Origin of the sequence: Candidatus Lokiarchaeum ossiferum (assembly GCA_025839675.1) — an archaeon.
Taxonomy (GTDB): domain Archaea; phylum Asgardarchaeota; class Lokiarchaeia; order Sigyniarchaeales; family Promethearchaeaceae; genus Lokiarchaeum; species Lokiarchaeum ossiferum.
This window is the reverse complement of record CP104013.1, coordinates 4,953,613-4,966,112: the sequence shown is the minus strand read 5'-3', so window position 1 is coordinate 4,966,112 and position 12,500 is coordinate 4,953,613. Positions and strand designations below refer to the sequence as shown.

The 12,500-nt window shown below is 35.2% G+C and carries 11 protein-coding genes; 6 read left to right on the top strand and 5 right to left on the bottom strand.

Annotation, left to right across the window (positions count from 1 at the left end; translation table 11 throughout):
• Positions 1 to 2 precede the first annotated feature (2 nt).
• The gene (locus tag NEF87_RS21295) at positions 3 to 1,100 is read left to right on the top strand and encodes an NAD-dependent epimerase/dehydratase family protein (RefSeq protein WP_457917407.1); all 1,098 of its coding nucleotides are present in this window, start codon (positions 3 to 5) and stop codon (positions 1,098 to 1,100) included.
• 65 nt (positions 1,101 to 1,165) lie between these two features.
• Here the strand turns inward: NEF87_RS21295 and NEF87_RS21290 are convergent, their stop codons facing one another.
• Positions 1,166 to 3,133 (bottom strand): transketolase C-terminal domain-containing protein, encoded by a 1,968-nt coding sequence (locus tag NEF87_RS21290; RefSeq protein ID WP_457917406.1) that lies wholly within the window; start codon positions 3,131 to 3,133, stop codon positions 1,166 to 1,168.
• Positions 3,134 to 3,540: 407 nt separating this feature from the next.
• On the opposite strand from NEF87_RS21290, the gene NEF87_RS21285 reads away from it, so the two are divergent.
• Complete coding sequence (locus NEF87_RS21285; protein ID WP_457917405.1) at positions 3,541 to 3,966, top strand: adenylyltransferase/cytidyltransferase family protein; 426 nt, start codon at positions 3,541 to 3,543, stop codon at positions 3,964 to 3,966.
• 150 nt (positions 3,967 to 4,116) lie between these two features.
• Positions 4,117 to 7,020 carry a cation-translocating P-type ATPase gene (locus NEF87_RS21280; protein ID WP_457917404.1) on the top strand — a complete coding sequence of 968 codons (2,904 nt, stop codon included), beginning with the start codon at positions 4,117 to 4,119 and terminating at the stop codon, positions 7,018 to 7,020.
• A 20-nt stretch (positions 7,021 to 7,040) separates the two neighbouring features.
• On the opposite strand, the gene NEF87_RS21275 is transcribed toward NEF87_RS21280, so the two are convergent.
• The gene (locus NEF87_RS21275) at positions 7,041 to 7,448 is read right to left on the bottom strand and encodes a hypothetical protein (protein WP_457917403.1); all 408 of its coding nucleotides are present in this window, start codon (positions 7,446 to 7,448) and stop codon (positions 7,041 to 7,043) included.
• A 74-nt stretch (positions 7,449 to 7,522) separates the two neighbouring features.
• Between NEF87_RS21275 and prs the strand changes: the two genes are divergently transcribed.
• Entirely contained in the window at positions 7,523 to 8,434 is a 912-nt protein-coding gene (prs, locus tag NEF87_RS21270) for a ribose-phosphate diphosphokinase (protein WP_371803532.1), read from the top strand.
• Between the two features lie 24 nt (positions 8,435 to 8,458).
• Here prs and NEF87_RS21265 read toward each other — a convergent pair whose 3' ends face one another.
• Genes NEF87_RS21265 through NEF87_RS21255 form a run of 3 tightly spaced genes read right to left on the bottom strand, consistent with a single transcriptional unit; the run spans position 8,459 to position 10,511 of the window.
• The gene (locus NEF87_RS21265) at positions 8,459 to 8,905 is read right to left on the bottom strand and encodes an RNA-binding domain-containing protein (protein ID WP_371803531.1); all 447 of its coding nucleotides are present in this window, start codon (positions 8,903 to 8,905) and stop codon (positions 8,459 to 8,461) included.
• Complete coding sequence (locus NEF87_RS21260; protein WP_371803530.1) at positions 8,892 to 9,443, bottom strand: AAA family ATPase; 552 nt, start codon at positions 9,441 to 9,443, stop codon at positions 8,892 to 8,894. Before NEF87_RS21260 ends, NEF87_RS21265 begins: the two co-directional genes overlap by 14 nt.
• A 42-nt stretch (positions 9,444 to 9,485) precedes the next feature.
• Positions 9,486 to 10,511, bottom strand: a complete 1,026-nt coding sequence (locus NEF87_RS21255) for a mannose-1-phosphate guanylyltransferase (RefSeq protein ID WP_457917402.1) — start codon at positions 10,509 to 10,511, stop codon at positions 9,486 to 9,488.
• A gap of 53 nt (positions 10,512 to 10,564) precedes the next feature.
• Here NEF87_RS21255 and NEF87_RS21250 point away from each other — a divergent pair, with 53 nt between their 5' ends.
• Positions 10,565 to 11,674, top strand: coding sequence for a glycosyltransferase family 4 protein (locus NEF87_RS21250; RefSeq protein ID WP_457917401.1), 1,110 nt, complete (start codon positions 10,565 to 10,567; stop codon positions 11,672 to 11,674).
• Between the two features lie 116 nt (positions 11,675 to 11,790).
• A complete protein-coding gene (locus NEF87_RS21245) occupies positions 11,791 to 12,483 on the top strand; it encodes an HAD hydrolase family protein (protein ID WP_457917400.1) in 693 nt (230 codons plus the stop codon).
• Positions 12,484 to 12,500 lie beyond the last annotated feature (17 nt).

Here is a 12,500-nt window from a genome sequence, read left to right as displayed (position 1 = left end):
TTATGAATCAAAAATCGATATTAATAACCGGAGGATTAGGATTTATCGGATCCCACATAGCTATAGAAGCAATTCAACAAGGATATCGAGTTTCCATTATAGATAATTTATCTCGGCCAACTTCACCCCAAAATAATAACAAAGAGAAGACCAAATTTTTTACTCGAAATTTAATTCAAGAAAAATATCCTTCAATTAGAATTTATGTGAAAGATATTCGTAACAAGGAGACTCTTCAGCAAATTTTTGCGGAAATTCAACCATCCATAGTTATCCATGCAGCAGGGCAGACTTCAGCGATTGATTCCATCTCAAATCCAGAATTTGATTTTCAAAATAACGTAATAGGTTTGTTTAATATTTTGGAGTGTTGTCGTCAAAGTTTGAACAGAACTACGTTCATTTATTTTTCAACCAATAAGGTGTATGGAACAGCTCCAAATAATGTATCTTTGACTGAAGGAGATTTACGATACTTTCCAAGTAATCCAAAAACGATGGGGATCGCCGAAAATAGTTCGATAGATCAAACAAAACACACCCCCTATGGCATTTCAAAATTAACAGGAGATTTATATGTCCAAGAATATGGAAAACTCTATAATATGGATACGTGTGTTTTCCGTCTTTCATGCATTTATGGAGATAGACAATTTGGATTTGAGGAACAAGGGTGGGTATCTCATTTTGTTATCCAAGCGCTCCTAAATAAAGAAATCACCATTTATGGAAATGGAAAGCAGGTTCGTGATATTTTATATATTGACGATTTAGTGGATTTGGTAATGACATACCTTCAAAAAATGGAAAATTCGGAATCTCAAGAGTTCTTAGATCAAGAAGCAAACAAAGTTTTCAATGTTGGAGGGGGAAAAGAAAATACCATCTCACTTCTAGAACTTATTGATATAATAGAAGACCAATTGGGTAAAAAAATCATGCTTTCATCTCAAATCTGGCGTCCGGCCGATCAAAAATATTATGTAACGGATATTTCTAAAGTTTCCAAGGCATTTTCCTGGCAACCTCAAATAGACGCACTTAAGGGACTCAAAAATTTAATAGTTTGGACCCAAAATCACATTGAATTATTTAGCTGAGAATGGGATACAAAAAAGAGGTAAAAAGTTTAAATTTATTAAAAAAAAACGGTGAAAAATCCACCTTACTCATTTTTTAACCATTGGGTGAGATCTTTGCCCTTGCCTTTCTTGGTATTTAATACTAATCTTCGGGTAACTTTTGCAATATTGTAAGGATCCAAGCCTTGATGGTCAATTTGTTCCCAAAGACCAGTCACACCCAATTTTGTAACCCCAAGATGTTGATAAACAGGAGAATAACCTGATTCAAGCAACCAAGTCCCGAACCGAGCCCCAAGGCCTGTTTTATAGTTTTGGCTTTCAACCACCAAAATAAATGGAGCTTCCCCGATTTTCGCCATCATGGCTTTGTCAGCTTTATTAAGCGTCGGTTTATTAATCAATCCCACGTATTTACCTTCCTTTTTCAGCGATTCAACAACATCCAAACATCGATGAAGCATTTCACCATAAGCAACAATATACCCATCCGTCCCTTCTCGGATTAATTCATCTTTTTTAGGTTTGAACTTATAACCATTCTTTATATCAAAGAATCGATTTCCATTCTCATCCAAGATAAAAGGAGAAGGGGATCGTGTTGAAAAGACAAAACGCAAACCAGGATCGTTAAACACTTCTTTTACAATCGCCCCCATTTGATGATAGTCGGCTGGAAAATAAAGTCGAGTGGTATCTTTTTCCGCAATCCCATTGTCGGCAAAGAAATTATTAATACCAAAGTGACAATTGTTATCAGCCATCCAATCCACTCCAGCATGGGAAAAGTGAGCGAGAACATTTGCATCATTATATCGCGCCATGGTTATTTCTGACGGAAGCATCTCTAAAAAGGCCGAAAATGTCGCAGTTATTCCCTGGCGTCCAGGAGTGGATCCGAACCCTGCCGCGACGGTATAATTATTCCGCTCCATAATTCCACCAGAAATGAACACTTCAGGAAACTCATTTTTTACAAAATGAAGCCCACATGACCCGAGCAAATCATTATCAATTACACGAACTTTATGTAACCGTTCTTTTAAGGTCATTTTTCCAAGAATCTCACACACTACTTTTCCGAATTTATCCCGAGGTTTACGAAATTCTTTTGTAGACCCTAAATAATCGAAGATTGCTTTTTCCTTTTCGGCATTTTGAATCATTTCCACTGCTTTAGTATATCCTCGCTTTGTCAAATAGGCAATAGCAGCTTCTTCTGGAATAACATCATGACCCTTGGAAGTATCTTCAATTCCAGGGATGCCTTGTGCCATCTTTCTTTTACACACAACAGCAGCCGGCCCCTTAGTAGTAATACAACGCACCATATGTCGATAGAGCAATCGGATATTTTCTGGATCTTCACATACTTCCGAAGACATCCCATGGCCTTTTAGGGTTCTATCAATATTATATCCTGCTAAATAATTGCTAGGATGTCCCGCTATGGTCATATCATTATCATCGATGAATAATTTCACTTCAAGGTTATTGGTGACTGCAAATCGAGCAGCTTCAGCATTAGTACCTTCTTGTTGGGATCCATCGCTGCCCATCATGAGTATTTTCTGAGTCGGATTAGCCAGAGCAACGCCGTTAACAAAGGACCACATATGTCCTAATCTCCCAGAACTAAACTCAATCCCTGGAGTGTATCCTTTTTCAGGATGGCCTGGAAGCCAACAGTAAGCTTGGCGGTAGTGAAGTAAATCTTCAAGAGGCATAAAGCCATTTAAAGCGGCGAGTAAATAGTGCACAGCTACCCGATGTCCTGCTTCGTCAAAAATAACAGGATGGATTTTGTTTCTTCCTATCTTTAAACTATCTGCAATTAACATTTCAGGAACAATATCATAGGCTCCACCAGTATGACCACCCAGCCGCTTTACTCCAGCATAAGCAGTAAAGAAAATGATGGCATCGCGAGCCAATTGTACATTTTTTTCAAGTTGATTAACTTCATCGTTTGATAAATCAGGTTGTGATAAATCCAAAATTACGGGTTTATACCCGCTCATGTCAATGGGAAATTTTTGTACTGAAGGCATATTCTTTTCCTCAAGAATTAGGAACATATAATGCATGAAATAAAGCTTTTCAAGCGAAATCTTGGGATTTACTGAAAAATATTTTTATTTCACTTCTACTTTAACCCAAAGGTTCTTTAATTTTAAATAATTTTATCATGATTTTGTAATCAGAGGAGAATAGGGATTAAACTCAAAATCTTCAAAATTCTATATTTATACAATTGAAAACCATAATTAACAAGATTTTTCTTATGAAAATAACATATTTCTTTATTTTGATTTACTAAATCTTCTCTGATTATCCTCATGATTTTTATGTTGATTAACCGATTAACAAAAAGTCTACCCAATATGGTTAAATGAAATCGGCGATTATATAGTTCAAGTAGACTTCACATTGAAGGAAAAATAGTTGAGAATTAATAATGAGAGTGCTAATCACAGGTTGTTTTGACATAATTCATCCAGGACATATCTTTTTATTGAAAGAAGGCGCAAAATTAGGCGAGGTCTATGTTATTGTAGCGCGAGATTCAACAATCAAGAAATACAAAAAGAAAAATCCAACAATTCCCGAGGAACAAAGATTAGCTGTAATTCAAGCAATTAAATATGTTACTTTTGCTCAATTGGGGAATGAAAATAATAATTTTATTCGAAAAGCACTAGATTTGGAACCCAACATCATCCTTCTTGGACCAAATCAACGAATTCACATTGATTCTCTTGAACAGATGCTCCAAAAAAATAATGCAAGCCATATACAAGTCAGACGATTGGAGCAATTCTATACAGATTATCCGCTCACCAGCTCTTCTGCTATTAAGAAGAAAATAATTGACTATAACTAATGATTTTCACCAAAATTCCCTCTAATTTTTGATACGATTTTGATTATCGAAAAGGATCGTGTTAAAACGATAATTATATAGCATTGTTCCTAATATCATTATTTATACTAAAGTGAAATTCGACAATTCAGATATTTTGGAGAGAATTAAATGAGTACGGTAACAATCCCCCCGACTGAAAATGCCTTAGATAATTATTATCAAAAACCTTTTGAAGACATTATCAAGGAATTGGAGGTTAATATTGAGACTGGATTATCTACAGAGCAAGCAAATAAATCTTTAGAAATCTATGGTCCAAATGAGTTAAAGAAGGTAAAGAGATCTTTCTTTAAAGTTTTTCTTGCCCCGATCATCAACTTGCTGATTATCATCTATTTAGTTAGCGCGGTTTTCATGTTAATATTAGGAGCTGCAGCCAGAACGGCACCAACTTTTCTAATATTAGGAGCTAATGCATTAGTTGCAATTGTACAGCAGTTTCGCGCAGAAAAACAAATGGAAGCCCTAAAGAAACTAAGTGAAGCGACAGCTACTGTGATTCGAAACGGGAAAGAAGAAGTTTTATCCACAAATCAAATTGTTAAGGGCGATCTTATAGTTCTTAATCAAGGAGATAAAGTTCCAGCGGATTGTCGGATTGTTTCAAGTATGAATTTGTCCGTTGATGAAGCGAGTTTAACCGGAGAATCGGATCCCGTCAAGAAAAATTCCACGCGAGATCGAATTGATAGGTCAGAACTTTCTTTACAAGAGCAGAAAAATATGTTGTTTTTGGGAACCTATATATCGGCAGGTCAATGCAAAGCAATTGTCGTGCAAATCGGTTCATCCACAGAGATTGGGAAGATCTCGGTCAAACTGGAAGAAAGTTCGACAGGAGACATCCCACTTCGGAAAAAAATGAATCATATCGCCATCGTTTTGGGAATTGGTGTTCTGATCTTGTTAATTTCATCAGTAATTTTTAAATTCATTTACTATTCAGCCAACGGAGGTTTGCCCGAAGGATTAACTGTAAATCAGGTTTTGGTAAATTCAATTGATTTAGGAATGAAAGTTATGCCCATAAACCTCCCAGTATTAACGACGATCGTATTACTCACAGGGGTTTTGGCAATGGCCCAAAAAGGAGTCATTGTTAGAGAGATTTCACGCACCGAGAGTTTGGGGAGAGTTTCAGTAGTCTGTTCTGATAAAACAGGAACTTTAACAAAAAATGAAATGACAGTTGAAAAGATCTGGACCCCTACTCAAGAATATTCAGTATCTGGGTATGGATATGATGTTGCAGGTGTTATCGGGACAAATGAAGCAGAAAAAATTGCCGTCAAAAATCAAGATTTAGAATCTTTAATTCTTTCAGGGTATTTGAACAATAATTGTATTCTGAAAGAAGAAAAAGTTAAAACGCTGCGGAAAAATATAACGCGATCTAACTGGTCAATAATTGGTCTCCCAACGGAAGCTGCGTTAAAAGTTGTGGCGAAGAAATATGACCCAAATGTAGATATGCTAATTGAGGATCATCAATTTATTTATGAATTCAATTTTGATTCTGCAATTAAGCGAATGAGTAAAGTTTTTCAAAAAAATAATACCATGACGCTTTATTGCAAAGGAGCCACAGAATGGATTTTACCTTTATGCACTCGAATTCAAATCGATGGGAAAGTCATCGATTTGACTGAAGATATGCATAAAACCATAATGTCCAACATGAATAAATATGCTTCCGAGGGATATCGGATCTTAAGTATAACATCCCGCACTTTACCTTCGGATACGACCTATAATATGCTTGAAGTGGAAGATGCAAGAGAAAATTTTGAAAAAAACCTCATTTATCTTGGATTTGTGGTAATTTTAGATCCTCCTCGCGATGATGTATTTCAAGCGATAGAAGAATGTAAAAGTGCAAGCATCACTCCAATTATGATTACGGGTGATAATATTTCAACCGCTAAGGCAATTGGAAAACAGCTTGGAATTTATCAAGAAAATATAAACTTAGCTAAAGAAGGGATAGATATAGAAACTCTTTCTGACACTGATTTTCTCAAAACAACAGTGTATGGACGTGTATCTCCTGACCATAAACAAATCATTGTAAGCCGCTATCAAGCAAAGAACAAGATTGTTTCAATGAGCGGAGATGGGGTGAATGATGCCCTAGCGCTATCAATGGCAGATTGTGGTTTAGCCATGGGAATCCAAGGTACCGAAGTGGCGAAAGAAGCCGCAGATATGATAATCACAGATGATTCCTTTAGCACTATTGTTACGGGTATTCGCGAAGGTCGAGGATTATTTATGAAGATCCGGATGATAATTTATTTCTTTATTCTTGTATCGGTAATGGAAGCCATCATTTTATTCTCAAGTACGCTGCTATTTAACGATCCAGAATTTCAAATGTGGGATTATGGGCAACTGAACATTCTATATGTTACGGCCCATGCATTTCCATCCCTAGGTTTTACCTTTAGTACGATTTCAAAAGACATTATGAACGAAAAACCACGAGATTCTGCTGAAATTATTGGAAAAAAATTATTTGGCTTGATTTTCATTCAAATTATATTACTCGGATTAGGAATAGTTCTCGCATATTATTTGACTTTAAATGAAAAAATTGGAATAGATGGAATCAATAGTATAATCGGATATAATGGATCCCAAATAGAAGTCAATCCATCAATTCCAAAAATAAAAGCTCGTACAATGGCATTGGTAGTCTTGTTTATTACAGAATCGCTAATAATGCCTTTGCAAATCCGAAGAATAAACCATTCCATAATTGATTCATTAAAAGATATTAAATTCCTTCGAGAATTTTCGTTCTATCTTCTCTCGATTGTGATTTTAGTGATCATGATTTACAGCCCCGGAATTCAAGAACTAATAGGAAGTAACATTGGAACTACAATCAATTGTAATTTCATGTTTCTGAATTTCACAGATTGGCTTATTTGCCTTGGTCTCTGCCTACCCGCCTTACTTGGCTTTGAGATCATCAGATATATCGCCAGGCGTAAAAAAATTGTATTTTAATTGATTTTGGACACTTTTTTTTAGATTTCTTTAAACGTAATTTTTACCATAGTTCCATTCCGCATGTTTGGCAAAGATTCTATGCCCGATTTTATTTTTCCAAGATAATAGACGGGCAAAGTTAAAGTTGGAGTGTCATAAATTAAATAGATCGCATCTTGTCGTGGACAATAGACAATATCACCAATTTGACTTTCTTTGTATTCGTTTTTTTCCCCCCCTCGTTGAAGATCTACAAGCACCATCCAATAGGATTTTACCCTCCCAATATTGGCGCGACTTCTTACCGTATAGAATCCTTTCTCACGCGTTTTATCTTGTAAAGCTTCAAAGGTTTGGGGTGCTTGAAATCGAATAATTTCCCCGATGACGACACTATCCGTTCCAACAAAAGTAAAAATAATTTCAAATTTTGATTGAGAAGACATTTTTTCGTTTTAGGAAATTTTTTTTCTTTATTAAAGTTAATGTAACTTAGAGATTTTCATTAGAAGTGAAATTTATGTCAAATCAAATTGTGATTGCTGGACCATCTTCCCAAGGTTTAGCTGTGAACCTGGCAAATTATTTAGATGTCCAAGTATATGCGACAGAAAATAAAGTGTTTCCAGATGGAGAATGTTATTTACGTATTGATATTGAAAATGATACGGTTTTGGAGGATGCTGATGTACTCATTGTTCAAACCACTGGAGCGAATGCTGCAGGAGATCAAAATCAGCGGATCATGGAATTAATAATGATGATCAGTGCAGCTAAACGAGCCAAAGCATCGAAAATTCGCGTTATCAACCCCTATTTTGCATATTCACGTCAAGATAAAGCATTTCGTCCCGGAGAATGTCTTTTTGCCACGGAGGTATTAAAATGGATTGAACGAGCAGGAGCCACAGAATTTTATACAATCGATATCCATGCTGAAACAATTTTTGATGCCGTGGACATTCCGACCTTCAACTTAGACCCCATGGAAATATTAGCTCAAATCGTGAAAGATCGTAATGTTATAAATCCGATAGTAATTTGTCCAGATAAAGGAGCTTATGAACGTTCCAGGGCTTTTGCTCGCTATTTGGGCGAAGATATTCCAGTCGTCCAATTTAACAAAACACGAGATGTAAAAACAGGAGAGATTACGATGGAAGGGGATATAGATGTTAATGGACGAGAAGTCATTATTGCCGATGATATCATTGCAACGGGTGGAACCATGGCAAGAGCCTTAGGAATTGCGAAAAAGGCAGGCGCTAAATCGATTTATGCGGTTGGAACACATCCTCTACTTATAAAAAATGCCACATATAAACTATTAAAGGCCGGAACTACTGAAATCATTGGTTCCGATACAATTGATTCCATTGCTATGCAAGCTTCAATGGCGGAAGTGATTGGAAAGGCCATAAAAAAGAATTAATTTTATTTATATTTATTTTTTGTTTTATTCAGTTGGCGTATAATCGACTTCCAATACGTGACCTTTCTCAGTTGGTGGAAAAAGATAGTTGATAACGCGTTCGATGTTAGTAGCAGAAATTTTTACGTGGATTGGACCAAGAGGGGATTCACTTGGTGTTTGACAAATTCCAATATACCCTTGTGTGAGTGCTTGTTTGTTTAACATAAAAACACAAGTATTGGCATGCAAATCCATAAGATTTTCGACATGATTACGAATAGCTTGAACAATCCTTTGCTTACGGGATTGTCTATAAAGAAAAGTCAATCCCGATAACCCTTCCATTTTGGCAGAAACTTCAATAACTCCTTTTTCATTGGGAATTGTTTCTTCCAATTCGTCAAAATCTGAGAAATAATTAAAAATCTTATGTATCACTTCCAGATCCTCTGTGGGAAAAACTTGTGTTGAAATGTTAACTAAAATCATTGAATATCAATTCCTTAAAGGTCTTCTCACAATTTAATTTTAATTCTTCAATCGTGCCAAGATTTTCAATTTGGAAATCTGCATTTTCAATCACTGTTTGGACTCCAAAATCAAGTTCTCTTTTATCACGTTCTAAAATATCATCTATTGATGAGGAATCATCTTGTCGATTTCGAGAAATAAGCCATTGATGTCGGATATGATCAGGTACAATAATTGCAACAACTTTTATCAAATATTTTTCAGCAAAAACAGTCATTTCATGCTTCGATCGAATTCCGTCAAGAAAACAAAAATCATTTGTAATTGATTGCATTTTCTGGATACACTTTTGAGCAATGGCATCTGGTCCATATTGATTTCTTAATGATTTTGCCAACTGTCCAAGATTTTGTGAATTTATGGGTATATTGCGATTTTTTGCCTCTTCTCTCACAACATCCCCCATGACTACTACTTCACCGAATTGTTTTGCAATTTCCAATGCCGTAGACTTCCCCGATCCAGGCATACCCACCAAACCAATAATATACTTCATGATTATCATCAATAAATTAGAATTAGAGATTTTAAAAAAGAATTACAAATATTTTTCATCAAGATCCTTCAAAATAGTCCTGATTTTTTGAGTTTCATTCCGATCGCATATTAATAATGCGTCAGGTGTATCGACAACAACAAGGTTTTCTACACCAATTAACGCAACGAGTTTTTCAGAAATTATAATATTCTCTTGAGAATCAAGAGCTACTACTTCATCATGGTAGTAATTTCCATTTTTTCGAACCGAATGAACCCGACTAATAGCATTAAAATCACCAATATCATCCCAATGCATATTACTTCTTAAGACAACAGTATTTATGCTCTTCTCCATGATACCATAATCAATCGAAATTCTTTGTAATAATGGAAATATTTTTTGAACGGTTTCCTCCTTATAATCTTGATCGTCCATGGTTTGAAAAGATTCATACATTGAAGGTAAATATTTCTTAAATTCCTTTAGTAATACCGAGCATTTCGCAATGAACATTCCTGAATTCCACGAAAATGTTCCTTGTTTTAAATAATGTTTAGCAAGATCAAGTGATGGTTTTTCTTTGAAGGAAGAAACAGAATAGAAATTATCAATTATTTTATTCCCTTCTTCTATGTACCCATAACCAGTATGTGGTTCTGTTGGGTTAATTCCAATAAGCACAATTTTGTTTTCTTTTTCGGCAAAGATGCACGCTTTTTGTATTTCTGATAAATAATTTTCGATATCTTTGTAAAAATGATCTGCAGTTTCGATAAAAATAATACAATCTCCGTATGTGTGCATAATTTTTTGGCAAGCAAAACCTATTGCAGGCGCAGTATTTCGTGCACAAGGCTCTTCAATATAAAATAAACTCGAGGGTAAAACATCTTTAAATTGTTGACATAAATCAGAATTTGCCACAATTGCAAAATCACCCAACGATTTCAATCGATCATACGTTTCCAGAATCATAGGTTTATCTGAAATGAGCGGTAAACTTTGCTTTGGACGTGCAATCCGAGAAAGTGGCCAAAATCGTTCTCCGCGCCCTCCCGCTAAAATCAAAGTGATGATCTTCATATGTGTCATGAAAAGATCGTAATCCAAATAAAGATGTATATAGTATTTTAACTATGGAAAAAAAAAAAATCTGCATAATTTCCCTTGGAGTTTTCCCTGATCATAAGGATGGTGCCGCAAAACTAATCCGTGGATTATTTGATAGTCTTAAAGCCCGAGGTCATGAAGTAACAATGCTTACAGGACAGTGGGAAGATGGATTTTCAGATCCAAATATTATAGCATTCAAAATCCCAAAATCCAGACTCTTTTGGGTTCCCAGCTTTTATCGAAAAGTTCGGAAATATTTGAAAAACAATCATTTTGATATCATACATACAAACGGATCAAGAGGGTACCTACCTTTGACCTTTTCAAAACAAAAATTTATAACTTCAATTCACGATTTAGGTCCTTTCGAAGCAGATTTTGTCAAGATTCCAGTCTTGAAATGGTTAGAAAGGCGTAATGCTCAAAAATCAGAGAGCATTCTTACAATTTCAAATATTATAAAGGAAGGAATTGTTGAATTTATGGGAGTCGCGGAAGATAAAATAACCACGGTATATTGTGGATATGATACGGAATTTCACCCTAGAATGGATGAACGAGATAAAATTCGAGCAAATCTGAATATATCCGGACCCACAATTTACTATGTGGGTAGAATTGCATTCTATAAAGGAGTAGATCATATAATTGAAGCTTTCAAAGAAGCAAAAAAGGAAATTAAAGACTTAAATTTAGTTATTGGAGGAAAACCAACATTAAAAATGCGCCCTATCTATGAACAATGGAAACAAAAATATCCAGAAGTACATTTTATTGGAATAGTCAAAGAAGAGGACATGGCGAGTTATTATTCCATGGCAGATGTATTTGTAACATATTCATATGCAGCAGAAGGATTTGGAATCACACCAATTGAAGCAATAGCATGCGGGACACCCGTAATTTGTTCAACGATGCCCGCGTATCAAGAAATATTACAAGACAATGCAATTTTTGTAGAACGTCAAAGACCTGATTTACTTGCAAAAGCTTTTGTCAATTTTTTCCAAACACCAGATAAAAGTCAAGAAATGTTAGTAAAAGCATCAGAATATATTAAAAAATACACTTGGGATGCTGTGACAGATAGAGTGGAAAATGTGTATCAAGATTATTTGCAAAAGAACAAATAATAATAAAACGAAAGTGATAGAACTCTTTTTTTCAATTGAGTTTTATCAATTTTATAAATTCTACTTCAAATTACTATTATTTGCAAAAAAAAACAAAACGATAGAAGAGAAAAAAAATGAACTATGTATTTGATATTGATGGAACGTTAACCCCTTCGCGGTTGAAAATTGATCCTGTATTTGAAACATTCTTTTTAGATTGGATCAAAGATAAAAATGTATATTTGGTGACGGGGTCCGATTACCCAAAGTCTGTGGAACAAGTCGGACAAAAGATCTGCGAATCGGTCAACGCGTGTTACAATACAGCAGGAAATATTCAGTATGTCAAAGGTAAAGAAGTTTACCGCAACGAATGGCATGCACCTCCAGAATTGATTGATCTTCTTTCAAAATTTTTAAAAGAAAGCGAATACCCTATCCGAGCAGGAAATCACATGGAACATCGAGTAGGGATGTTAAATTTTTCCATTGTGGGACGAAATTGTACCCAAAAACAACGGTTAGATTATAATAAATATGATAATGAAAAAGGTGAAAGAGAAAATTTCTGTAAAATAATTATGGAAAAATTTCCTTCTATAGAAGCAACAGTTGGAGGGCAAATAAGTATAGATATTTATGAAAAAGGTAAAAATAAAGCGCAAATTATTAAATTAATTCAAGGACCCATCCACTTCTTTGGAGATAAAACTCAGAAGGGAGGGAATGATTATGCTATTGCAAGTCAGCTGTTATCTCCACCCCATAAAGTGTCGCAAGTCGAAAATTGGCAAGAAACTCAAAAATTATTAGTGAATATTGTGTAGTGAATGCTAATTGAGAT